Annotated in this window: 16 protein-coding genes and 1 pseudogene; 9 read left to right on the forward strand and 8 right to left on the reverse strand. The window is 40.9% G+C overall.

Features of this window, described 5'->3' with window-relative positions:
- Positions 1-166: 166 nt before the first annotated feature.
- Positions 167-1,693, reverse strand: a complete 1,527-nt coding sequence (locus FTT94_RS13630) for a fumarate hydratase (RefSeq protein ID WP_078189659.1) — start codon at positions 1,691-1,693, stop codon at positions 167-169.
- Positions 1,694-2,472: 779 nt separating this feature from the next.
- Between FTT94_RS13630 and FTT94_RS13635 the strand changes: the two genes are divergently transcribed.
- The gene (locus FTT94_RS13635) at positions 2,473-3,807 is read left to right on the forward strand and encodes an ISNCY family transposase (RefSeq protein WP_180170954.1); all 1,335 of its coding nucleotides are present in this window, start codon (positions 2,473-2,475) and stop codon (positions 3,805-3,807) included.
- Between the two features lie 21 nt (positions 3,808-3,828).
- Here the strand turns inward: FTT94_RS13635 and FTT94_RS13640 are convergent, their stop codons facing one another.
- From FTT94_RS13640 to FTT94_RS13660, 5 genes and pseudogenes are all read right to left on the reverse strand, one after another.
- Entirely contained in the window at positions 3,829-4,731 is a 903-nt protein-coding gene (locus FTT94_RS13640) for a hypothetical protein (protein WP_180170955.1), read from the reverse strand.
- Positions 4,715-5,568, reverse strand: a pseudogene (locus FTT94_RS16855) (DUF2515 family protein). Before FTT94_RS16855 ends, FTT94_RS13640 begins: the two are co-directional and overlap by 17 nt.
- Positions 5,569-5,708: 140 nt before the next feature.
- Entirely contained in the window at positions 5,709-7,850 is a 2,142-nt protein-coding gene (pta, locus tag FTT94_RS13650; RefSeq protein ID WP_180004548.1) for a phosphate acetyltransferase, read from the reverse strand.
- A 59-nt stretch (positions 7,851-7,909) separates the two neighbouring features.
- Positions 7,910-9,127 (reverse strand): acetate kinase, encoded by a 1,218-nt coding sequence (locus FTT94_RS13655; protein WP_180088985.1) that lies wholly within the window; start codon positions 9,125-9,127, stop codon positions 7,910-7,912.
- Positions 9,128-9,621: 494 nt separating this feature from the next.
- The gene (locus FTT94_RS13660; RefSeq protein ID WP_180170956.1) at positions 9,622-10,887 is read right to left on the reverse strand and encodes a glutamate-5-semialdehyde dehydrogenase; all 1,266 of its coding nucleotides are present in this window, start codon (positions 10,885-10,887) and stop codon (positions 9,622-9,624) included.
- Positions 10,888-11,190: 303 nt separating this feature from the next.
- Between FTT94_RS13660 and FTT94_RS13665 the strand changes: the two genes are divergently transcribed.
- Positions 11,191-12,519, forward strand: coding sequence for an alpha/beta fold hydrolase (locus tag FTT94_RS13665; protein WP_180170957.1), 1,329 nt, complete (start codon positions 11,191-11,193; stop codon positions 12,517-12,519).
- Between the two features lie 29 nt (positions 12,520-12,548).
- Here the strand turns inward: FTT94_RS13665 and FTT94_RS13670 are convergent, their stop codons facing one another.
- The gene (locus FTT94_RS13670) at positions 12,549-13,418 is read right to left on the reverse strand and encodes a class I SAM-dependent methyltransferase (RefSeq protein WP_180170958.1); all 870 of its coding nucleotides are present in this window, start codon (positions 13,416-13,418) and stop codon (positions 12,549-12,551) included.
- 130 nt (positions 13,419-13,548) lie between these two features.
- Positions 13,549-14,571 carry a beta-N-acetylhexosaminidase gene (gene nagZ, locus FTT94_RS13675; RefSeq protein ID WP_180170959.1) on the reverse strand — a complete coding sequence of 341 codons (1,023 nt, stop codon included), beginning with the start codon at positions 14,569-14,571 and terminating at the stop codon, positions 13,549-13,551.
- A 200-nt stretch (positions 14,572-14,771) separates the two neighbouring features.
- Between nagZ and FTT94_RS13680 the strand changes: the two genes are divergently transcribed.
- The 7 genes from FTT94_RS13680 (at position 14,772) to FTT94_RS13710 (ending at position 25,074) form a co-directional block, all read left to right on the forward strand.
- A complete protein-coding gene (locus tag FTT94_RS13680; RefSeq protein WP_180170960.1) occupies positions 14,772-16,982 on the forward strand; it encodes a carboxy terminal-processing peptidase in 2,211 nt (736 codons plus the stop codon).
- A gap of 436 nt (positions 16,983-17,418) precedes the next feature.
- Positions 17,419-19,485, forward strand: a complete 2,067-nt coding sequence (locus FTT94_RS13685) for an EAL domain-containing protein (RefSeq protein WP_180170961.1) — start codon at positions 17,419-17,421, stop codon at positions 19,483-19,485.
- Positions 19,486-19,727: 242 nt separating this feature from the next.
- Complete coding sequence (locus FTT94_RS13690; RefSeq protein ID WP_078189646.1) at positions 19,728-21,320, forward strand: peptide chain release factor 3; 1,593 nt, start codon at positions 19,728-19,730, stop codon at positions 21,318-21,320.
- A gap of 106 nt (positions 21,321-21,426) precedes the next feature.
- Complete coding sequence (locus FTT94_RS13695) at positions 21,427-22,254, forward strand: hypothetical protein (RefSeq protein ID WP_180170962.1); 828 nt, start codon at positions 21,427-21,429, stop codon at positions 22,252-22,254.
- 74 nt (positions 22,255-22,328) lie between these two features.
- On the forward strand, positions 22,329-23,285 hold the full coding sequence (locus FTT94_RS13700; RefSeq protein ID WP_180170963.1) for an RsiV family protein: 957 nt from the start codon (positions 22,329-22,331) through the stop codon (positions 23,283-23,285).
- Positions 23,286-23,293: 8 nt separating this feature from the next.
- Entirely contained in the window at positions 23,294-24,115 is an 822-nt protein-coding gene (locus FTT94_RS13705; RefSeq protein WP_180004540.1) for a TatD family hydrolase, read from the forward strand.
- 152 nt (positions 24,116-24,267) lie between these two features.
- Positions 24,268-25,074, forward strand: coding sequence for an enoyl-ACP reductase (locus FTT94_RS13710; RefSeq protein ID WP_078189642.1), 807 nt, complete (start codon positions 24,268-24,270; stop codon positions 25,072-25,074).
- Positions 25,075-25,228 lie beyond the last annotated feature (154 nt).

Below are 25,228 nucleotides of genomic sequence, written 5' to 3' on the forward strand. Positions count from 1 at the left end.
GAATAATTCAAGTGAATTTGTTTGAAAGAAGAACTTTAAAAGCTTTATTTTCACCCGATAAAATACCCATAAAACAAGAGGAAGCTCAAATGAGCTTCCTCTTGTGAAAAATTGTGGGACAGCAGTGCCCGATGGGGTGCTTTTTTAGATCTTGAATGTGGCGAAATTAGTTCGCAGCAGCATCAACTACTGGGATTTTACCAATTTTTGCTTGCCAGATTTTTGGTGCAGTTGCGTGAACAGAAGTACCATTTACGTCAACAGCTACAGATACAGGCATGTCTTTTACAACAAATTTGTAGATCGCTTCCATACCTAAGTCAGCAAATGCTACAACTTCAGCTTCACGAATCGCTTTCGATACTAAGTACGCAGCACCACCGACAGCCATGAGGTAAGTTGCTTTGTTGTCTTTGATTGCTTCAACAGCAGCAGGACCACGATCCGCTTTACCAATCATACCGAACATACCAGTTGCTTCAAGCACTTGACGTGTGAACTTATCCATACGTGTTGCAGTTGTTGGGCCAGCAGGACCAACGACTTCGTCACCGACTGGATCAACAGGGCCAACGTAGTAAATAAATTTACCTTTTAGGTCAACTGGAAGTTCTTCACCTTTGTTTAACATGTCAACCATACGTTTGTGCGCAGCGTCACGACCCGTATAGATTGTACCGTTAAGAAGTAGTGTGTCACCTGGTTGCCAAGAGTTCATTTCTTCTTGAGTGATGTTATCTAAGTCAACACGTTTAGACGTTGATGAATCCCAAGTTACTGCAGGATAGTCTTCAAGGCTAGGCGCTTGAATATGCGCTACACCTGAACCGTCTAATTGGAAATGTGCATGACGAGTTGCAGCGCAGTTAGGAATCATACCCACTGGTTTACCTGCAGCGTGACATGGGTAGTCTTTGATTTTGATATCAAGAACAGTCGTTAAACCGCCAAGACCTTGAGCACCAATACCTAAAGCATTTACTTTTTCGAAGATTTCGATACGAAGTTCTTCGATTTGGTTTTGTGGGCCACGACGAAGTAATTCGTCCATGTTGATTTCTTCCATCAATGCTTCTTTTGCAAGCATCATGGCTTTTTCAGCAGTACCACCAATACCGATACCGAGCATACCAGGAGGACACCAACCTGCACCCATTGTTGGAACAGTTTTAAGTACCCAATCTACGATAGAGTCAGAAGGGTTAAGCATTGCAAGTTTAGATTTGTTTTCTGAACCGCCACCCTTAGCAGCAACAGTAATATCAACTTTATTACCCGGAACGAGTTTGTAGTGAATTACAGCAGGGGTGTTGTCTTTGGTATTTTTACGACCAAAAGCAGGATCAGCTAATACTGATGCACGAAGAATGTTTGAGTTTTCAAGATAACCTTGACGTACACCTTCGTTAATTGCATCGTCTAGGCTCATGGTTAAATCAAATTTAACGTCTAAGCCCACTTCAAGAAATACGTTCACAATACCCGTATCTTGACAGATAGGACGATGGCCTTCTGCACACATACGAGAGTTAATTAAAATTTGTGCAATCGCGTCTTTTGCGGCTTTGTTTTCTTCACGGTCATACGCACGGCTCATCGCTTGGATGAAGTCCTGTGGGTGATAGTAAGAAATGAACTGAAGCGCATCTTTTACCGATGTGATCAAGTCATCTTGCTTGATAATAGTTGTCATACAAATATCTCTTGAGCGGGCTGATAGCTAGCGGGCTAAATTATAAGACAAAAATACAGTTGTGTGGGTATTTCGCTTAATCTTTGGCCGAAAGTTTAATAGGCTTAAACAGCGCCATATTTAACTGTCATAAATGGCCTGAAAATGACATTTTAACTGTCATATTTCATGAAATATTTGTCACATAACTAGAGGAGGAGATATGTTTTAATTTTTAAGATATTGAAAATAAACAATATTTATTATTTTTGAAAATTTTATATTTGTCATATAACTGTCATATAACTTTTACATAATGACGTCATCAAAGTTAGAGTGTGAATTATATGGTTACTCCAGTGTTGTCAGTTATTGGTTTTTCTCTATTTATCGCAGCAACTTGGTTCTACGGTCAACAAGAAGATCAAGCCTAAAGCTTTATCTTCTTTTTTTTTGCTTTAAATTTTATAAAAATAATATTCTTCTTCAAATCTTCAAATCTTCAAATCTTCAAATCTTCAAATCTTCAAATCTTCAAATCTTCAAATCTTCAAATCTTCAAATCTTCAAATCTTCAAATCTTCAAATCTTCAAATCTTCAAATCTTTAGTTTCAATGATCAATTTTGTGTAAAAGTGCTTTAAAATTGAGTCTAAACGCGACAACATTTGATTATTTAACATATTGCCAAACATCAGGATCTTCATTGTTAGAACCCATTTAAAGTGTCTATATTCTCACCAATAAAAATGTCTGGTTTATGATGATTTTTATCACCATGGACTGGATATAAAATATAGATGCTGATCACTATGTCTGACAAAGAAATTCAACGTCTTGCAGTTCTGCAAGACGTTCGAGATCATCGTATTACCCAAGTCCGTGCTGCTGAAATCCTGAATCTTTCCACCTGTCAAATTACCCGGTTATTGCAGAAGCTCAATCAAGATGGTGTTTCAGGCATGACGCATGCCAGTCGTGGTCAACCGGGCCATCATCGCCATGACGATTTATTAAAATCGCAATGTCTTTCCATTATTTCTGAACATCTGCTGGGCTTTGGACCTACCTTGGCGCATGAGAAGCTCAGCAGCATGTTTGACCTGAATATCCCGGTAGAAACGGTTCGGCGCTGGATGACTGCAAATGACCTTTGGATTCCGCGATCCAAACGTCTAAAACGCCCATACCAGCCACGCTATAACCGTGATTGCTTCGGTGAGCTGATCCAGATTGATGGCTCATATCATGACTGGTTTGAAGGAAGAGCCACCAAATGCTGTTTGCTGGTTTATATCGATGATGCTACCGGCAAGCTGTTGCATCTGCGCTTTTGTGAGGCTGAAACGACCTTTGACTATATGCTTTCAACCCGAGCCTACATTGAGCAATACGGCAAGCCCTTGGCCTTTTACAGCGATAAACACTCGGTATTCAGAGTGAATCAGAAATCCAGCCAAGACAGCAAGATCACGCAATTTGGGCGGATTCTGAATGAGTTAAACATTGATATTATCTTCGCCAACTCCCCACAGGCGAAGGGTCGCGTAGAGCGAGCGAATAGAACCCTTCAGGACCGTTTGATCAAGGAGATGCGCCTGGAAGGCATCTGTTCGATTGCAGAAGCAAATGCCTGGTTGCCCTGCTTTATTGAGCAGTTCAATCAGAAGTTCGCCAAATGTGCGCGAAACTCAAAGAACCTGCATCGTCCATTAACCGAATCTGATCTTGAACTGGATGATATTTTTACCTGGCAGGAACCGCGTAAGGTCACCAAGAACCTGACGATTACCTATGACAAATGTATTTATCTGCTTGAACCGACAGAGCTGAATCATAAGCTTGCTGGGCAATACATTGCATTTCTGGAGTATCCGGATGGCACTGTGGCCCTCATGCATGAAGGACGAAAGCTCAACTACAGCATCTTCAATAAATTGGCTGGGCTACAGCAAAATGAGATTGTTGAGAATAAACGGTTAGGTTCAGTCCTGGCGCATATTCAACAGCAGCATGAAGAACTAGAAAAACAGAATAAACGTTCCCGGGCCAAGAAAAGTATGCCAAGTCGTAAAGCTCAGAAAGCTGTTGTTGAACAAAGAAACTTAAATCCTGTGCTTGACTCTTGTGGTTAAAAACAGGACATTTTAAATGGTTTATCGCATAGACATTTTAATTGGTGAATAACATTCATAATTTTCATCGATATGGTAGCCTTGTACTATAACTTCTTTTTCATCAATTTCTCTTGATTTTTTATTTCTTATCAGCTCATTTGCAAATGCTTGTTCTAACTCTTTTGAGGTCATTTTGTAAGTATCAATATTATTCTCTGAATCATCCATTGAATTTCTTTCATCATAACGAATCGTATTGAAAGCATAACGAACCATATATTGTTCTTTACCATCTTCAGTTTTTTGAGTTTGTTTTATACTCAGATCCAAAAGGATACCATTGGCATATAATCGGTAGCCTATAGAGTTCCCTCCAACTGTATTTATTATCTTTTTCCATTCTTCATAATTAAAGATATAAGTCGGGTCAATGACATCACCTGATTTCATTAGATATCGAATATTATCATCCTTTGCTATTCGTGCAGAAAAACGATAGAAATAATTTTTCCATTCGGCCTGATTTATACGTTTCATTAAGTCAACATAAGCTTGGTGGGCTTGTTCAGGACGTACAAATTCCTCTTTGTTTAGCCCTGCATTAATATCAAGCCCTTGTATTCCATCCTCATTATTAAACGATGTTCCTAGAACTGAAAATACATGATCTATCACTAAGCTATTCTCACCATTTTCAACTTTAATCTGACCTAAGTTGGGCGGTGTAAAATCTAACTCTTTAAAACTTGCTCCAGATGGATGACTATCGGGATGCCCAAGATTATGTTGAGAAAAATCTTTAAATCCTTGTTTGCCTAAATGTAAACTAAAACGCAGTTGATTCATGACATTATTCTCTGTATTTTTTGCACTAGGTTGACAAGCTGAAAGGAGATAACCCACCATAAAAATAACAATGCAGTAATTAAATTTTTCCATCATTACTATCCTTTCCAACTGTAAAATTAGCTTTGCTATCGCCCCATTTCGCAATAATTTTTTAGTTCTTCTTCTAAAAAGTATCTTCCTTTATCACTTTGCATTAAACGATGATATTTTTCTGCTGCTTTTTTAATCCATTCCATACGGCTATCATAATTGGCGACTTTAGTGTTTGATAATGGTTCGCTGTATACAGTTTCTGGTACCTTATCAAGTACACCGGCGTGTCGCCCCTGATATTCTCTTTCCATGTTTTTGATATTATAAGAACTCGGCAGAATACTTTTCAATTTTTGGTAGATATTCAAAAGCACTTTTAATTTCTAAAGTGCTTTTAAGTTTTTAATTATGGGTAAACAATTTGACCAAGGAATGTTTATAACTTCTTCTTTAATATGAGTAAATTTGGAAACATCACGTTGAGTTCGGCATTGATTAAAAGAGGATGAAGACATGCTCAAAGCATAATGCCAAGGTGCAATATCCATAAATAGCCATAAGTTACCTTTTGCAAAAGTATGTACAGGATCACGAATTACCCCTAGTGGAATCCATTTATACCCCCATGCAGTTAAACCATGTTTAAAAATGGCAGCTAAGACTTTTTGAAGCAAATGCACCTAAGCCCATCCAATAGTAACGACCAACTAAATCCTTGTTTCCATGTTTTTCTTTTTCTAGATAAATATTGGCATAAACTGAAGCAAGACGTCACGCCCTAGCTTCATATCCAGGCTCTAATTTATGTAAATTTTTCCTTTTATTTTTTAAATTAGATATGTGTATCAGAGCTTTGATTTCTTTTTTTAAGCGAAGAATGAATATATTATTGGTCATGTACCAAATACTCAAAATTCAGCCATAGAATTTAAAAGAAATTTCCACTAATTCTGAGCCATTTTTAATATAATGGAACTTATATAAAACAAAAAACCACCCAATCTTTCGAAAGGGTGGTTAAGAACTCGAAACTAAAATTAAGCTTCTTGTTGTTCGGATTGAATCGCCGTTAATGCAATGGTAAACACGATGTCATCGACCAATGCGCCACGAGACAAGTCATTTACAGGCTTGTTTAAACCTTGCAGCATTGGGCCAACACTGACTACATTTGCAGAACGTTGAACTGCTTTATAGGTTGTATTACCTGTATTTAAGTCAGGGAAAATAAACACATTGGCACGACCAGCCACTTTAGAGTCAGGTGCTTTAGAGCGTCCCACACTTTCCACCGATGCAGCATCGTATTGAAGCGGGCCATCAATCAGTAAGTCTGGGCGGCGTTCTTTGGCAATACGTGTTGCTTCAGCCACTTTTTCGACATCTGCACCTGCACCAGAAGTACCTGTTGAATACGAAATCATTGCGATACGTGGGTCAATACCAAAAGCTTTTGCTGAATCTGCAGATTGAATCGCAATCTCTGCAAGCTGTTCTGCATTCGGATCTGGATTAATGGCACAGTCACCGTACACATAGACTTCATCTGGTAGCAGCATAAAGAACACAGAAGAAACCAATGAATAATCAGGTGCAGTCTTAATCAATTGGAATGCTGGACGCACTGTATTCGCCGTAGTATGTACTGCACCAGATACAAGGCCATCCACTTGATCGAGTGCAAGCATCATGGTGCCTAAAACCACGGTGTCTTGTAGCTGTTCGCGTGCTTGTAGATCATTGAGTTTGCCTTTACGCAGCTCAACCATTTTCGGCACATAGTTTTCACGAATCAGATCAGGATCAATGATTTCCAAATCATGTGGAAGTTCGATGTTACGTGCTTTCGCAACTTCAATCACGGCTTCAGGTTTTGCCAATAAAATACAGTGTGCAATGCCACGTGATTGACAAATAGCAGCCGCTTGAATGGTGCGTGGTTCATCACCTTCAGGTAGAACAATTCGTTTTTTTGCAGCAATGGATTTTTGTACCAATTCATGACGGAATGCAGAAGGGGATAAGCGTGGTTGATATGAACCATTTAATACTTCAGTAATCCACTCAGCATTAATGTGGCTTGAAACAAAGCGAGTCACTTGTTCTGCACGTTCTACGTCATCGACAGGAATTTCATTGCCTAAATTTGAAAGTTGTTGTGCCGTTTCAAAAGTGCTTAAAGGCGTATGTAAAATCGGTAAGCCTTGCTTAATCGCAGTTTGGCAGAAATCCAAAACTTGTGGGTTCGGTTGATGGTGTTCAGTCAAAACCAAACCGGCAAGTGGAATACCATTGCTACTTGCAAGGCTAGAAGCCAACAACACATCAATACGGTCAGAGGCGCTGATAATCAGTTCACCTGCCACAAATTTGTGAAGTTCATGTTCAATATTCGACGCAACTAAGCTGCTATGTAGTACACGGCGATGAGCAGCATCGCCTTGGTTAATCCATTCCGCTTGAATATGTGTCGCCAAGTCAGACATGCGCGGTACGCTGAGCGTATTACTAAATGGAACGAGGCCAATGACAGGTAGCTGTGTAGAACCAATTTGCGGATTACTTTGTTGTAATTCGAGCACAAATTTATTGGTATCACTGATTAAACGCAGATTTGGATCAAGCGTGACAGGAATTTGTGCAGATTCTTCTGGCAAACCACGTGTGCGCATAAACAAAACGCCCGCAGTGCGTTCCGATGCTGCACCACCGAATTGGCGTAGAGAACTGTCAATTTTCTCAGCCGTTTTCGTGGCATTTTGAATATCTGCTGTGCTGACAATAATCACTTTAGCATCGAGTGCTTTTGCTAAAGTTGCGTTGAGTTCTGAGGCAAAGTTATCTCGGCTGTTTGGAACCAAGCCTTCAACAATAATCAGATCATGCTTTTTTGCAATTTCACGGTGCAAACGAACCGCTTCTTCGAGCAGTTCATCACTTTCATCATGACTGAGTTGTTTCACGATTGTGGCATGGTGAATGGGTTCTACCGTTTCATTATTAAATAAATGACGATAAAGAGCCGTTGTACGGTCTACAGTATCTGCGACATTTTCCTGTGAAAATGGTTTCAGAAAACCTGCTTTGACCCCTTGGCATTCCAAAGCATAAATTAAACCTAAGCATGCAGATGTTAAACCTACACCTTCCCCAGTTGGCACGAGTAAAATTGTTTTCATACGGTGTCTAAATTAAAGCTAAAAATTAATATTGAAGGCGAAGGGGCTGATGCGATTGCTTATGCAATCGCAGCTTCAGCATCAGGCTTTTTTGTAGCAGACGCTGTCACCTCGTCTACAACATGCTCAGTTTCTTTGGCAATACGGCCTTCTTCATCGGTAGGAACAACCCAAATTTGTGGGCCAGTACCGTGGTCAATACGACCTTCCGTACCGCGTTTTAAGTTGTCATTTAATTCTTTACTAAGGTTGAAACCAAAGTGTGGTAAGTATGAAACCGTTTTTTCACGAATGTAGGCAGAGTTTTCACCAATACCACCGGTAAAGAATAAACCGTCAATACGTGGTAGACCACAGCTGAGACCTGCTAAAGATTTTGCTAAACGGTAGCAGAATACTTCAATGGCAAGCGCGGCATCTTCGTTACCTTGTTCTGATGCTTCGATCAATGTACGCATGTCATTTGATAGATCAGACAAACCGAGTAGGCCTGATTGGCTGTTCAGCATTTTGTCGATTTTGTAGATATCCCAACCTAAGTTGCTCGCAAGGAAGCTGTGAATACTTGGGTCAACATCACCACTACGTGTGCCCATCACCACACCTTCAAGTGGTGTTAGACCCATTGACGTATCTACAGATTGACCATTCCAAATCGCACAAGTCGAGCTACCATTGCCTAAGTGAGCAGTTAACCAGCCACCTTGTTTAAAGCTGCCTGCCAACATTGAGCCACGCTCAGATACGTAGGCATGGCTAGTACCGTGGAAGCCATAACGACGTACGTTATGCTGTGTGTACAAGAATTTTGGTAATGCATAGCGGTATGCATGAGACGGCATGGTTTGGTGGAATGCTGTATCGAATACGGCTACTTGCGGAAGTTCAGGGAACAAGCGCATGGTTGCTTCGATCCCTACCAAGTGAGCCGGGTTATGCAATGGAGCAAGCGGTGTAGCTTCACGAATACGTTCAATAATTTCTGGTGTTAATAGCTCAGCTTTGGTTAATGTACCGCCGTGAACAACACGGTGACCAATCGCTTGAGGATTATGGTGAGCCAAACGCTCTAAAATAGTTTCGAGGGCTTTTTCATGGTCAGCATGTGGAATAGACAGCTCAAGCGCATCACCACCTGTAGTGACCCCTTTAATACGTGCATCAGCAGAACCTAGGTTCTCGGCTAGACCAAAAATACGATCTTCACGGCGCTCAGAAACTAACGCATATTTGATAGAAGAAGATCCGCAGTTAATTACTAATACTGATGTAGACACGTTTAAATACCCGAATTCTAATTGAAATACTTATCCATAATGTTGATCTGATTGCAGTTGTATTGATTGATGCAATTTAGATCTGTGATGATGTTTTATCATGGGTTTTTTTATCGTCCTAGATAGACTTTAGGAGATTAGACTTAAGCACTATCGACCCTGAGCACAATAATAATTAAAATTTATCAGTTCATAGTTTTCATTTATTAATAAAATAATCCTCAAAATTTATACGATTTAAGGGATATACATAGAACATAACATGCGTTCGCTGCGCTGTAATCCTAAAATTGTTGCAAAAAAGCAGGTAAATTGAACTTTTCTTATTCTTCTTAAGCATTTAATTGTCAAAAAATATGTGTTTCAATTCTAGATCCTGTGTGTTTACAGGCTTATATTTCAATATATGAACCCTGGGTCTAATTTTTTAAATCCCTATAAAAAAAGCTGCGCCTTTACTCAGAAAAGCACAGCTTTCATTGTTCTACTGGGTATTATTGGCGAATTTGACCATCACCAAACACAATCCATTTTTGAGAAGTCAGACCTTCTAGGCCGACTGGTCCGCGTGCATGGATTTTATCGGTTGAAATACCGATCTCAGCACCAAGACCATATTCAAAACCATCCGCAAAGCGAGTTGAGGCATTGATCATCACTGAACTCGAATCTACACGCGCCAAGAACTGACGAGCCAGACTAAAGTTTTCGGTAATGATTGAGTCTGTATGGTGAGAGCCATATTTGTTGATGTGCTCAATCGCTTCATCTAAGCCTGTAACGACTTTCACTGCCAAAATTGGGCCTAAGTATTCGGTGTACCAATCTTCCTCAGTTGCAGGAACAATCGATTCACCCAAAATGCGCTGCGTTTCAGCACAGCCACGAAGTTCAACTTTTTTCTCAGCATAGAGTTCAGCAATGCGTGGTAAAAATTCTTCAGCGACATTTTCATCGACGAGCAAGGTTTCCATGGCATTACATACGCCATAACGGTGTGTTTTGGCATTGAGCGCAATAGGTAATGCTTTTTGCAAATCAGCTTGAGCTTCTACAAAAACATGGCAGTTACCATCAAGATGTTTGATAACAGGCACGCGTGCATCATTGGTGATACGTTCAATTAAGCCTTTGCCACCACGAGGTACGATCACATCGACATATTCAGGCATAGTAATTAATTGGCCAACCGCAGCACGGTCTGGGGTATTAAGCACTTGAACGGCATGCTCAGGTACACCTGCAGCAGTTAAGCCATGTTGAATCGCTGCCGCAATTGCTTGGTTAGATTCCAAAGCTTCAGAACCACCACGTAAAATAATCGCGTTACCTGATTTAAGCGCTAAAGATGCGGCTTCAAGCGTTACATTCGGGCGAGATTCATAAATCATGCCGACAACACCTAGCGGCACGCGCATTTTGCCCAGCTGAATACCTGTCGGACGAAAGGCCATATCGGTAATTTCGCCAATCGGGTCAGTGAGTGCGATTACATCTTTTAGACCTTGGAGCATGCCTTTAAAGCGTGTGGGGGTAAGTTCTAAGCGATCAAGTAGAGCACTATCCAAGTTGTTGTTATGCGCTTTGGTCATATCCACTTGGTTAGCTGCCAAAATTGCAGTTTCACTGTTTTGTAAAGCAGTATAAATTGCTGATAAGGCATTATTTTTAGTCTGGGTAGAAGCCCCTGCGAGCACACGTGATGCTGTGCGTGCTTGCTGTCCTACCGTTTGCATGTATTGTTCAATAGACTCTTGCATAGCGGTTTGATCACTTAGAAATTTCAACTCGATATTAACAGCCTGTGACTGAACAATGAAGCACTTAAGTGCATATTCGACTGTACTTGCTGACCAGAATTAACATTTTGAAATTGTTTTTAGAGCAAAAGTAGATAAGCGGCGGGGATATCAGTTGCTTGTAAAATGAACCTCTGTATAGAATGAAACAATAGCGACATTGAAGTCGTACAAATAACGATTAAAGAGCAGGACGCTAAGTCGAGCAGAGTCTCTAAATGAATTCCTGACAATAAAAATAAGGCAGGAATGGAGGAAAGGAATATGAATTCCATTATCCAAATGGATCCCACCGTACAGGAAAGTACGCATTACAGTTTTTTCGATCTATATGACAAGCAAAGCTTTAAACAGCCTGCCAGAACGACATGGATTGATGGCTGGAAGGTCGAATATATGGCCATTGCACAACCTGAAACGATTCATCGCACCCCGATTGTTATTATTGGTGGTGCATTTCAAAACTTTAATTCCTACAAATATTGTGTCGAACAACTATTTGCGGCAGGACCTATTATTTTAATTGATTTACCCTCTATGGGCTCAAACCAGCAAATTACCAATGTCGATACTTCGGTGTCGGCAGGGACTTTAGAGTTGGGTGATCTGGCACAGATGTTAGGCGTTTGGTTGGATATCGTCGGGCTAGAAAAAGTATCCGTGATGGGGATGTCGCTCGGTTCAGTGGTGGCTGCAGGACTGGCGGATCAACGTCCTGAATTGATTGACCGCATGATATTGATGGGCGTAATGCAAAAAACGCGCAAGAGCTGGCGCATGTTGCTTGAAGAATCCTTGCATTTGATGAAAGAACAGCGCATGGATGAATTTGGTCAAGCGGTGATTTTGTATTTGGTTAATCATGCCAAACTGGATGTGACGCGGATGTCACCGACAGCAAAGCGTTTGTTCTTTAGACAAATGGCTGAATTCACCAATACCGAACAAGAGCGTTATGACATTAACTGTAATCGTTTGCTGCGTTTGCAAGACGTGCCGATTCCACAGTGTGATGTATTGGTGTCATGCGGGCAGTACGACAGTTTTACTTTGCCACATGAAAATGCTGGCTTTGCCTTGCAATGTCCGAATATGCAGTTTGCCATGATTGCTAATGCGGATCATTTACCACAGTTGCAGCGCCGTAAGGAAACAATGAATTTGTTTGCAACTTATCTACGCGGTGAGTCTATTCAGCAGTTGGAAGGGATCATTCCAATGAGCCGAGAGCAAATGCAAAATATTGACCGCCGTGGCGAAGTGCGTGTAAGTGTACAACAGCCATTCACGCATTTATCTCATCGCCATTCAGACCTCGTGGTTGAAACTCAAATTACGGATTTAAATTATTTCGGTGTGTTGTTTAATGTGCAGGCTGAAATGTTGGACTGCATGCACGCATATCCTCGGGATTTGGCTTTACATCTAGAAGATGAAGAAGGTGAGTTTAAAATTGAATGTCTCATCTTTGACGTTGTGGATACACAAGTTCGCGCTTTGTTTAAGCATGGTAGTTTTGAGTTGGCAGAACGCTTATTGCGCTTTGTACAACGCCAAAAAGAAGATGTGTTGTTATTAGAAGCCGTCAGTTAAAACATGAACATATAAAAAAAAACAGCGCTTTAGCGCTGTTTTTTTGTTTTGGCATGCACCATCCAAACCAAATCTCCACAATGCTGCTCTGCATCGTGAAAAGGAATCACTTGTTCTTGCTGCTGTTGTGGAAAGTATAAGGCCGGCTGAACGACGTCTACTCCTTCAAATCCTGTATGACTGAAAAACTGCTGTAATTCAGCAGGGGATTGAAAATGAAAAGTAAAAGCGCTGCGAGACATGACTTTGAGTAATTTACTACTGGCCCAAATAAAACGTGCTAAACGGTTCTTGACGGGTTCAGGATAGATGTCGGTCAGATAATGTAATTCCTGAAATGAGGCGCCATATTCGGTGATCCCTTGCAATAACTTATTCAGTAGCGTTTGATCAAAATAATTAATTAGCCCTTCACTAATCACCACCAAAGGACGTTCAGGGTTGAAACTCTGAAAAATACGTTCAAAATCTTGTGTGAAAATGTCGCCAGTTAAGACCTCGGAGGCATGCGGGTCAATCTGTTTGAGTGCCTGTGTTTTGATTTTTGCCATATCCGGCAAGTCGAGTTCACGATAGTCAATTTCAGGATGCTTGGTACGAAAATTCCAACCGCGCGGGGAGAGGCCACAGGCAATTTCGAGTACTTGTAGCTGAGGGTGTTGGGCAATGAGTTGATCTAAATGTTGATCGATCATGGCATGGCGCTGTTTAAGCGTCGAACGCATGCTACCGCCCACATTCTTTTCTGCCCAGCTTTCTAAAGGATGGACTAAACGTGCTAAAAATTTGCCTTTACGTGTGGCAAAAACGGGATGCGAAATCCCCATGCTGTACCAAATATAGCCGGTGTAATGTGCAGTAAAGGAAATGTGTCGATGTTCCGATAAACTTTGTGTCATGTCGTCCTGACCTAATGTTGTTTTTATTGGCAATTTTTGTATAGCGCCGAAGCACTTATTTTGACTTCATCATAAATCAAAAAGGAGCACCTTGTCGTGCTCCATTTTCTAGAATTTTGAAAGTCTTGGATTAGCAATATTGATTTTTAAAATCCACAATACGGTTACGCACGTTTTGCCAGTCCGCCCCGAGTTCAATGCTTTGTCCAATCTCAATCTGTGGGATTTTACCGCGCATATGTTCTAGGCGTTCTTGATTTGGGAGAGCCAAGTTTTGAATGCCATCCAGCGCAATGCATGCAGATTCACGGTTATTACACACGAGGCCCATATCACAACCTGCATTTAATGCTGCTTGGATACGAGCATCTGCGCCGCCAGCGACACAAGCGGCTTGCATGCTTAAATCATCGGAGAATAAAACGCCATCAAATTGGAGCTCTTGACGTAAGACTTTCTGAATCCAATACGGTGAAAATCCAGCAGGATTAGGATCAATATTTTCATAAATCACATGCGCAGGCATTAAGGCATCAAGCTGTGGTTGCAGTTGAATAAAGCTTTGCATGTCTTTTTGGTAGATCTCTTCATAACTACGATGGTCAATAGCAGCAGCGACGTGTGAGTCTGCTTTCACTGAACCGTGGCCTGGGAAATGCTTACCTGTAGATGCCATTCCTGCACGTTTCATACCTTTTAAGAAGGCACTTGCCAGTGGAATGATATCTTGCATATTTTTGGCAAAACCACGGTCACCAATCACATCACTAACATCATTTAAATCCAGCACAGGTGCAAAACTGAAATCGATGCCGACCGCAAGGACTTCAGCTGCCATCAACCAGCCACATTGTTCAGCCAGTTCAACTGCTTTTTCAGGTTCAGTTAAGTAAAGTTCACCAAACTTACCCATAGCTGGTAGGAGTGTGAAGCCTTGCTTTAAGCGTTGTACACGACCACCTTCCTGATCGACGGCAATTAAAATATCAGGACGAATTTGACGCATATGGTCGGTTAGGGCACGAACTTGTTCAGGAGATTCAATGTTACGACCAAATAAAATCATGCCGCCAACTTGTGGTGCCTGTAATAGTTCAATATCTTCTTGGGTAAGTTCTGTGCCAGCAATGTCGAGCATTAATGCGCCAATCATATTCGGTGTCCGTGTTGGAATTTTTAAGGAAAAACAATACCTGAATTCTGCAATGATTTGCTACACTTTGTCAGCAGAGAATATGATAAAACTACACGACATAAACATATTAAGTTGTTTAAGATTTTGAATCTATTCAATTCAGGTCGAAAACCAACACGGTAATATTGGTCTTAATACCAAGGAAGTACAAATTATTTATGAAACTTCAAACATTAGCTTGTGCCGTTGCGATTGCGACAGGTGGATTCTTTTTCACTCATGTGGTGAATGACGCAATTGCTGCCAATAATACAGAAGCAGTGAGCGCGGGTACCATTCAGCCCACACAAGAGCAAGCCTTGGTCTCACGTCAGCTTGCAACATTGGTAGACCGTCAACACTATTTAAATCAGCGTTTAGATGCCAATACCTCTAACCGTATTTTAGATTTTTATATTGATAGTTTAGACGCTGAACATACGTTGTTCTTGGCATCGGATATTGAAAATTATAAAAAACGTTATGGCTCAACTTTTGGTGCAAATCTCAAAGCGGGCAATTTAACAGGGCCGTATGCCATTCATGCGCAATATCGTGAGCGCTTAAAACAGTTCTACACCTATATGTTGGAAGAGCTGAAAAAGCCACAGAATTTAAATCAACCGAATAACTACATCGAAACCGATCGTGAAAAAGCGCCATTCTTTAAATCGACAGAAGAGCAGCGTGCGCATTGGAATAAAATGTTGGTCTCTCAGCTGATCAATTTAACCATCAGCAAAGAAGAAGAGAAAGCCAAACAGAAAGCCTTAAAAGATGATCCTGCCCTAGCAAATGGTCAAGATTTAACTGGTCCGGAAGATTTAACACCTGAACAGACCTTAACTAAGCGTTATACACGTCAGTTAGAGCGGATTAGTCGTTTAAAAAGCGATGATGTGCTTGATAAAACTCTGAATGCCATGATGCTGACGTATGATCCGCACAGTAACTATTTCCCACCTGTAGATGCGATGGAATTGAACCGTCAAACCACGTTGCAATTGGAAGGGATTGGGGTATCGATCCGTCCTGAACGTGGTAATGAAGACTACACCAAAATCGAGACGATTGTGGAAGGTGGTCCTGCTAGCAAATCAGGACAAGTCAAGTCAGGCGATCGTATCGTTGGTGTTGCCCAAGATGGCGACAAAATGGTGGATGTGATCGGTTGGCCGAGTAATGAAATTGTTGGACTGATTCGTGGTAAACGTGGCACCAAAGTGACTCTACGTTTATTGGGTGCTGGTGCGTCCATGAATCAAGCGCGAAATGTCACAATTGTACGTGATGTGATTCAAGAAGAAGATGCAGGCGTGCGTTCACGTACCGTTGAAATTGAACGTGATGGCAAAAAACATAAGTTTGGTGTGATTGAAATTCCATCGTTTTATTTAAATTATCGTGCACGTCGTGCGGGTACAGACTACCGCTCTGTGTCAGAAGATACCAATAAAGCCTTAAAAACTTTAGATGCGCAAAATGTTGAAGGCATCATCATTGACTTACGTAACAACCCTGGTGGCTCACTTGAAGAAGTGGCACGTATGCTTGGTCAAGTGATTAAATCAGGTCCAGTGGTGCAAATCCGTGATGGCAATGGCAATGTCAGCGTGTTTGAAGATGATGATGGGGGCGCGCAAACTTATGCAGGTCCATTGGCAGTATTGATTAACTTGGCTTCGGCTTCTGCGAGTGAAATTTATTCTGCTGCGATTCAAGACTATGAACGTGGTGTGGTGATTGGTAGCACCACAACGGGTAAAGGTACTGCACAGGTGCAACTTGACTCTTTAGCCTATGGTCAAGCGACCTTAACGCAACGTAAATTCTACCGCGTGACTGGCGGCAGTACCCAAAATAAAGGGGTCGTGCCTGATATTAAGTTGGTTGATATTTACAATGAAGAGTTTGGTGAACGTAAAGCGAAAAATGCTTTACAGTGGGATACCATTCCTACAGCACCGTTTAAACGTGAAGGCTCGATCCAAGCCTATGTTCCCGATTTGATTAAGTCATCTCAGCAACGTGTCAGCATTGATCCGCAATTTAAATATTTAGAGCAACGTACTGCGATTGCGAAAAAGACGGAAGAGCAAAAGCGTGTGGTACTAGACTTAGCGAAGCGTAAAGCCGAGCTGTTGGCACTAGAGCAAAAGTCTTTGGATGCTGAAAATCAGCGTCGTAAAGTGGTGGGTCAAAAGCCTTATGCCAACTGGGAAAGCTACCAAGCGTCTATGGATGCATTGGTGGAGGCACGTGCAAAAATGAAGGCGAACCAGCGTCCAGCACTGCCTGAAGAAGAAGTCTTTGTGACGGAAGCAGCAAACGTACTGATGGACTATGCCAAATTACAAGGTACAACACCAACAATAGCAGCCAAAAAGTAAGCCACTTATCCATAAAAACATTGAGCTGATTGCTTGAGTTTTTGACGGAAAAGATAAATTTACACATTAAGAAATAGCGAGCTACGGCTCGCTATTTTTTTTGTGTGTAGAGTGGGGTTGAATCTAAATTGAGAAATCAATCTAGAAATGATTCTATCTTATTCATTTTATTGTGATTAGAAACTATTCTAAGATAAAACACACCTGATGCAATTTTTATCAAAAGTTTAAGTTTTAGTGAACTTCGTCAAGCTTTCTTTTTTTAAATTAATCAGTTGCTTAAAATCTTGAAAGAAAGACTTGACCATTATCGTAGACTAATAGATTCTAAGGGAAAATATGTAAGTAATTGAAAACGTAACAAGTTAAAGGGAAGAGATAGATTGGGTAGTTCGGTTAAAGAAAGTGCCACGATAACCTAAGCGGAACGCTTGATATGACCCATATTCATTATGATTACAATCTGGTCGTTGGTTCAATCGTAGTTGCATTATTAAGTTGTTACTTAGCTGTTTCACTCGAACAAATGTTGTTTCGTGGAACGCGACCAAGATATGAAAATGTCATTTTATTATTCAGCGGCGCAATTTTAGGTGCTGCGATCTGGTGCATGCATTTTGTAGGCATGATGGCCAGCCATTTGCCTTCAAATCATAGTTTTGATACCAGTCTGACCCTAACTTCCTATTTTATCGCCTTTGTTGCGTCCACTTTTGCAGTGTGGCTGACCACTCGTCCGACCTTACCTTTTCCGCGTTTAATTTTAGGCTCCGTGTTAATGGGCCTTGGCATTTCTGGCATGCATTATACAGGCATGCTCAGTTTAGCCGTTCAGGGCTATGAACAACGGTACGAACCTTTAATTGTTATCTGTTCAATTTTGGTCGCGATTTGTGGTTCAGGTTTAGCATTTTGGCTAACATTTAAAAATAAGTATTCGTCTAAACGTAACATCATGAATGCCTTTGTTGCAGTCATGCTGACTTTTAGCATTGTGGCTATGCATTATATTGGTATGGCGGCTGTAGATTTTGTACCGCTAAACTCGATGGATGTATTGGTCGCGGCTCAAATTAATCACAATTTATTGCTGTTTATTGTCTTATTTGTCACCAGTTTATTGTTGATGGCAGCCTTTAGCGTTGCAGTACTAGAGCAACGTTTAGAGCATCGCAGTTTGCAGTTGATGCGCGCAAATCGAGAACTGGCAAATCAAGCAGTACAGGACAATTTGACCCGTTTACCTAATCGATTGTTTTTGGCTGAATATGCACATTTTCTATTTACAGAGCATCGCTTAAGACAAGATAAAATTGCTTTTATTTATATTGATATCGACCGTTTTAAAGCGGTCAATGATGTGTTTGGACACCATGTGGGTGATCAACTACTGATTCAAATTGCTACGCGTATTCACCGTTTAATTAATGATAAAGCCAAATTGCTACGAATCGGTGGGGATGAGTTTCTGATTGTACTTGAGTCGGCAAGCAATGATTCTGCCACAGCAATGTCTGAAAAAATATTGGAATTGATGCAAGAAAGCTTCTTGATTGCAGGTAAGGAAATCAATATTTCAGGCAGTATTGGTATTGCGATGTACCCAGAACATGGTGCGAACTTGCAAGATCTGCTGATCAATGCAGACACTGCAATGCTGAGTTCAAAGTATCAAGGGCGTAATACCTATTCATTTTTTAATTATACTGCCGACCAATTTGAAGAAAAAAGTCAGACGAAACTGATCAATGATTTATATAAAGCGGTAGAAGAACAGCAGTTTAGCTTGTTTTATCAGCCAAAATTTAATGCCACTGATCGTGAAATTTGTGGGGTTGAGGCCTTAATTCGTTGGAATCATCCAACCTTAGGTATGCTGACGCCAAATAAGTTCATTAATGGCGCGGAAAAAACAGGACTAATTATTGCCATGGGTTATTGGGCGCTTGAAGAAGCCTGTAAGCAAATTCAGCACTGGGAAAAGCTGAACATGCCGCTGTATCCGATTGCGGTCAACTTATCAGCCATTCAGTTTGAACATAAACATTTATTTAGTACCTTAGAGTCGCTTTTTGCACGGTTTGAAATTAACCCGTCAAATTTAATTATTGAAATTACCGAGTCAACAGCGATGCATCATATCGATGCCAGTATTGTGACTTTTGAACATTTGAGACAGATGGGGATTAAAGTTGCGATTGATGACTTTGGAACGGGACATTCAAGTTTCTTATATTTAAAAGAACTGCCTGTAGATGAACTGAAAATTGACCGTGAGTTTATCCGCAATTTGAGCGTTGGCTCTAAAGAAGAAATTATTTTAGAAAGTATTATTCACTTGGCAATTCGACTGGGGCTAACAGTCACTGCAGAAGGTGTAGAGACAGAACAACAAGCAGAAATTTTAAAACGTTTAGGTTGCCAACAGTTACAAGGATATTTGTTAGGAATGCCGATGCCAGTGGCACAGCTTGAAGAAAGCATGAAAGCGAAAGTTGAATAAGGTCATTTGTGGTCTTATCGCATTGCCAATGAGTATAGAAGAAAAGACAGTGGAATACGTTATATCGTCGATAAAAACAGGTCGTCATCCAATGTAAAACATCAAGACACGCCACGCTAAGATTTTGACTCAACCCGATGTGGTTGATTATTTTTAATGGTCAATCTGATACAATATCGCCAATTTTCCATATTGATCAGATCTGATCTTTTGCACTGCGAGTTTTGCAGTAGGTGTCTTTCATGAGTTTTAAAGAAGAATTAGCGACACAGGTCGCTCAGCGACGTACTTTCGCTATTATTTCCCACCCCGATGCCGGTAAAACCACAATGACAGAAAAACTGTTGTTATGGGGGCAGGCGATTCAGGTTGCAGGTATGGTAAAAAGCCGTAAATCTGATCGTGCGGCAACGTCTGACTGGATGGAAATGGAAAAAGAACGTGGGATTTCGATCACCACCTCTGTTATGCAGTTCCCGTTTAAAGACAAGATGATTAACTTGCTCGACACCCCAGGGCATGAAGACTTTTCTGAAGATACTTACCGTACATTAACCGCTGTTGACTCTGCGCTTATGGTGATTGATGGTGCAAAAGGTGTCGAAGATCGTACGATCAAATTGATGGAAGTGTGTCGTATGCGCGACACGCCGATTATTTCATTCGTCAACAAAATGGACCGTGAAATTCGTGAGCCATTAGAACTGCTAGATGAAATCGAAAACGTTCTAAAAATTAAATGTGTTCCGATTACTTGGCCACTGGGCACAGGTCGTGACTTTGCCGGTGTATTTAACCTACTCGAAGAAAAATTCTACGTTTATAAGGCGGGTTTCGGTTCAACCATTACGGATATTGAAGTTCGTGATGGCTATGACTATGCAGATTTGCGTGAAAAAGTCGGCGATCTCGCTTGGGCCGCATTTGAAGAATCATTGGAGTTGGTTCAAATGGCCAATGAGCCTTTAGACCGTGATGAATTTTTGGCAGGTCGTCAAACGCCAGTCTTGTTTGGTACGGCACTCGGTAACTTTGGTGTAGACCATGTGTTGGATGCATTTAGTCAATATGCGCCTGAACCTAAAGCACATCCGACTCAGGACCGTAAAGTTGAAGCGACTGAAGAAGGCTTCACAGGTTTCGTCTTTAAAATTCAAGCCAATATGGATCCAAAACACCGTGACCGTATTGCATTCATGCGTATCTGTTCAGGTAAGTATGAAAAAGGCTTGAAAATGAAACATGTGCGTCTAGGTAAAGATGTACGTATTAGTGATGCTTTGACGTTCCTTGCCGGTGACCGTCAACATCTTGAAGAAGCATGGCCGGGTGACATTATCGGTTTGCATAACCATGGTACGATTCAGATCGGTGATACCTTTACTTCAGGTGAAGATTTACACTTTACCGGTATTCCTCACTTCGCACCTGAAATGTTCCGTCGCGTGCGTTTAAAAGATCCATTGAAGTCAAAACAGCTACAAAAAGGCTTAAAAGAACTGTCAGAAGAAGGTGCGACTCAGGTCTTTATGCCGCAAAACAGTAACGACTTAATCGTGGGTGCTGTGGGTGTGCTTCAGTTTGAAGTGGTGGCATATCGTCTGAAAGAAGAATACAAAGTTGATTGTATTTACGAGCCTGTAAGCATCAATACCGTACGTTGGGTATCGTGTGATGACGAGAAAAAATTCAACGAATTTAAGAAAAAAGCACATGACCAATTGTCTGTCGATGGCGGTGGTCATTTAACTTATCTTGCACCAAGTCGTGTGAATTTACAGTTAATGCAAGAACGTTATCCGGATATCGTGTTCCGTAATACACGTGAACACTAAGTTGTTCTTTTACAGAAATAAAATAGCTTCTTCGTGAAGCTGTTTTATTTTATGGTAGAGTTTTTAAATTCATACATTACGCAATCATTTGGTCGTTTAGGACATCATGAAAATATTCAAGGATGCTACAGTTTTTGCACTTTTTGGGGGTGTTTTGCTGCTCGGTGCATGTGATTCAGGAAAAGAAAACAAAGCGACAAAGCCGGCCGATGATGGCGCTTCTGAAGCGGCCGTGATCAATCCAGATGTTTTGCCTTATTTAAATATCCAAGAGCAAGCCGCTAAAATTGCCAAACCGTTTTGTGAAAATAAAAGTTGTATTGATTTAGAGATACAAACCATTCAGACCGTAGATACGTGGTTGAATAGCTGGATTGAAAAGAATCAGGCGAGCGTCGTACAAGATCAGATTGCACTAAAGCAGAATATGAATCTCCAACAAGCTGTCGATGCGTATGTGAAAAAATCAGATGCTTGGCAGGCCGAGTTTAAAACCAATAAAGCCTATGAATTGGCGATGTACACACGAGTTCCATATCAACGGAATCAATATGTGCTGCTGCAAATCGGTGTCGATACCAAACAGGAAAATATCACGGTCAAAGAGCGCTATTATTTTTTTGTGGCAGACCGTCGTGCGAAAAAAAATCTCAAACCCTTAGATATTATTGATGCAAAGCAGCAGCAAAATATGGATGCCATTGTGCAGCAAGCCTATGGCAAATGGTTAGATGAACAAGAGGTGGATGTCAAAAAATCGGCACCGAAAAAGCTCTATTGGGGCCAAGCAGATTGGTTCTTTGATCAAGAAGGTGTCGGTTTGCATTACCGTACAGATGAAATTATCAAAGATAGTACACAACTGGATATTTATCTCAGCAAAGCGCAAACACAACAAGTCTTGAAAGCTGATGTGTATCAGCATATGTTCTAAACAACGAAAGTATTTAATTTGATGAGATATTTACTGAGATAAATATCAATTATTCGAAATGAAAGGTTGAAGCAATGGTGCAAAAAAATAAAATTTGGGCAAGCTCAATATTGGCAGTTTCTGTTGCATTCACGGCGTGTCAGCCACAACAAGCTGAACCTGAAAAAAAGCCGGATCAAGCCAAAACTGAACAGCCAGATTTGAGTGCAAAACTGATTGGTGATGCGGAAAAATTACAACTGAATTTACCTGAATGTGATGGCGGGGTCTGTCCTGAAATTTCAGTTGAACGCTTAAACAGTAATCAAGCCTTTATTGATGAATTTATTGATGCGAAAATCTTAAAACAGTTAGACGAAATTCTATCTGTTTCGCCTTTAGAAGATAAGACGCTGAGCACTGATGCTCCCGCTGCAAGTGAAGTTCCTGCAGCATCTGAAGCAAAATCTGCTTTGGCCAAGGTTGAAACGCCCAAATTAAAATTGGAAAAAGCCACGCAGCCTTATATGCAAGCGTTTTTAAATTTAGATAAAGAATTGAAATCTTTAAGTGCCAATCAGCAAATCAGTTTGATGATTAAACCTAAAATATTGAATGCTGAAAAACCCTTGGCAACAGTGGTTTTAAATACCAGCTCATATTTAGGTGGGGCGCATGGTTCTTCTGCACAGCAATATTATAACTTCGATTTAAGCACTCAAAAATTGGTACAGCTCAATGACATATTGCTGCCCAATCAACGTACTAAACTTGAAAAGCTGGGCTATGAAGTCTTTAAAACTTGGGTGAAAGATGCCAAGTTGGCGGACAATGTTCAAGAATATGAACAGATTTGGAAATTTAAACTGTCTGAAAACTTTTATCTAAGTCAGCAAGGTCTAATTTTGCAATATGCCGAATATGAAATTGGGCCATATGTGGCGGGTTTACCACGTTTGACCATTCCGTATGATCAATTGCAAAGTATCTTGAAAAAGCAATATCTACCAGTAGTTGAAGCTGCTGAAGCCTCAGCCGTAAAAGTAAATTAATTAGTTCAATGACTTACTCACTGTTTGATACGCATACGCATTTTGATGTTCCTGATTTTGACGTTGATCGGGAACAGTTGGCGCATGCTGCCAAACAGGTGGGTGTCGATGCTTTGGTATTGATTGGTTTTGTGCAGTCACGTTTTCACGATTTGCTGCAAACCCAAGAGTTTTTAGATCGTTTATCCAATGCTCCCAAAAGCTATTTAGCCCCCGGCTTACATCCGTTTTATATTGAGCAACATCGTACAGAACATTTGTTCGATGTGGAACAGCTGCTAAAGCAGCATGATTGTGTCGCTATCGGTGAAATAGGTTTAGATACCTTTTTGAAACAGCATAAACAGCCCGAACTTTTTCAAAAGCAGCAGCAGTATTTTTCCGCACAACTTGAATTAGCACAGCAGTTTGATAAACCCATTTTGCTGCATATTCGCAAATCCCATGCGGAGGTGCTTTCGATGTTGAAAAAGCATCAATTTAAGCTCGGTGGTATCGCACATGCATTTAGTGGTGGTGTTGAAGAAGCGAAGGCATTTACCAAGCTAGGTTTTAAAATTGGTGTAACGGGGCAAATCACCAATCCCAATGCAAAAAAATTACATCAAGTGGTTCAGACTTTAGGGGCGGCACATTTGGTCTTAGAAACCGACTGTCCCGATATGACACCCTTATGTTGTCAGCATTCGACGGAAGGGCGTACTCGTAATACGCCGGTCAATTTGCCCTATGTATTGCTGGGTTTGGCTCAGAGCTTAAACCGTACTGAATCTGAGATTGCACAGATCTTATGGAGAAATTCATTACAAGCATTGCATTTGGACGCTTAAGCGGCCAATAAATATTGACGCTGCTTGATTGAATCAGGTTTTCTCCACATTGTTTATACAATGATGGTTTTCTAAAAAAAGGCGCATTATGCAATTTCTAAAATGCTTTAGACTTGGCATTATGCTGTTAAATTATTTTGAGTGAGTTTCACATGGCACAAGGACTATTGGCTGGCAAACGCTTTTTAATCGCGGGTATTGCAAGTAAGTTATCAATCGCATTTGGTATTGCGCAAGCTTTACATCGCGAAGGTGCAGAACTGGCTTTTACTTATCCAAACGAAAAATTAAAAAAACGTGTAGATGATTTTGCTGAACAATTTGGTTCAACTTTAGTTTTCCCATGTGATGTCGCAGTGGACGCTGAAATTGATACCGCTTTTGCTGAACTTGCTAAACATTGGGATGGTCTAGACGGTGTTGTGCATTCAATTGGTTTTGCACCGGCACATACTTTAGATGGCGATTTCACTGATATTACCGACCGTGAAGGTTTTAAAATTGCTCACGACATCAGCGCATATAGCTTTATTGCGATGGCTCGTGCGGCAAAACCTTTATTGGCTGCACGTCAAGGTTGCTTATTGACGCTGACTTACCAAGGTTCTGAACGCGTAATGCCAAACTATAACGTTATGGGTATGGCAAAAGCGTCACTAGAAGCAGGCGTACGTTATTTGGCAACAAGTCTTGGTGCTGAAGGTATTCGTGTCAATGCGATTTCAGCAGGTCCGATTCGTACCTTAGCGGCTTCAGGGATTAAATCTTTCCGTAAAATGTTAGACCTAAATGAAAAAGTCGCACCACTTAAACGCAATGTCACCATTGAAGATGTCGGTAATGCAGCATTGTTCCTTTGCTCGCCTTGGGCAAATGGTATTACAGGTGAAATTCTGTATGTTGATGCTGGCTTTAATACTGTAGGTATGAGCGCTGATCTGATGGCAGATGCTGAGTAATTCTCTTTAAGTTCCCTCTCTCTTTGGGCATAGGTATCTACACATTTTTTATAAATTGAATGCGATCTGAGCAATCGCATTCAGCTCATCAGACGAATACTCTGACAACAACTGAAGAGTGTTCAATAGTATTGAAAGCCCTGCCAGTATGGCA

The sequence above is a fragment of the Acinetobacter sp. YH12027 genome (assembly GCF_013420085.1).
Lineage (GTDB): Bacteria > Pseudomonadota > Gammaproteobacteria > Pseudomonadales > Moraxellaceae > Acinetobacter > Acinetobacter amyesii.

What these genes read in the sequence shown, in the direction of transcription:
- FTT94_RS13705 (WP_180004540.1), top strand. Translation starts at nt 23,294, where the DNA reads ATGACTTACTCACTGTTTGATACGCATACGCATTTTGATGTTCCTGAT.
- FTT94_RS13700 (WP_180170963.1), top strand. Translation starts at nt 22,329, where the DNA reads ATGGTGCAAAAAAATAAAATTTGGGCAAGCTCAATATTGGCAGTTTCT.
- FTT94_RS13680 (WP_180170960.1), top strand. Translation starts at nt 14,772, where the DNA reads ATGAAACTTCAAACATTAGCTTGTGCCGTTGCGATTGCGACAGGTGGA.
- FTT94_RS13665 (WP_180170957.1), top strand. Translation starts at nt 11,191, where the DNA reads ATGAATTCCATTATCCAAATGGATCCCACCGTACAGGAAAGTACGCAT.
- FTT94_RS13690 (WP_078189646.1), top strand. Translation starts at nt 19,728, where the DNA reads ATGAGTTTTAAAGAAGAATTAGCGACACAGGTCGCTCAGCGACGTACT.
- FTT94_RS13640 (WP_180170955.1), bottom strand. Translation starts at nt 4,731, where the DNA reads ATGATGGAAAAATTTAATTACTGCATTGTTATTTTTATGGTGGGTTAT.
- pta (WP_180004548.1), bottom strand. Translation starts at nt 7,850, where the DNA reads ATGAAAACAATTTTACTCGTGCCAACTGGGGAAGGTGTAGGTTTAACA.
- nagZ (WP_180170959.1), bottom strand. Translation starts at nt 14,571, where the DNA reads ATGATTGGCGCATTAATGCTCGACATTGCTGGCACAGAACTTACCCAA.
- FTT94_RS13685 (WP_180170961.1), top strand. Translation starts at nt 17,419, where the DNA reads ATGACCCATATTCATTATGATTACAATCTGGTCGTTGGTTCAATCGTA.
- FTT94_RS13695 (WP_180170962.1), top strand. Translation starts at nt 21,427, where the DNA reads ATGAAAATATTCAAGGATGCTACAGTTTTTGCACTTTTTGGGGGTGTT.
- FTT94_RS13630 (WP_078189659.1), bottom strand. Translation starts at nt 1,693, where the DNA reads ATGACAACTATTATCAAGCAAGATGACTTGATCACATCGGTAAAAGAT.
- FTT94_RS13660 (WP_180170956.1), bottom strand. Translation starts at nt 10,887, where the DNA reads ATGCAAGAGTCTATTGAACAATACATGCAAACGGTAGGACAGCAAGCA.
- FTT94_RS13710 (WP_078189642.1), top strand. Translation starts at nt 24,268, where the DNA reads ATGGCACAAGGACTATTGGCTGGCAAACGCTTTTTAATCGCGGGTATT.
- FTT94_RS13635 (WP_180170954.1), top strand. Translation starts at nt 2,473, where the DNA reads ATGCTGATCACTATGTCTGACAAAGAAATTCAACGTCTTGCAGTTCTG.
- FTT94_RS13670 (WP_180170958.1), bottom strand. Translation starts at nt 13,418, where the DNA reads ATGACACAAAGTTTATCGGAACATCGACACATTTCCTTTACTGCACAT.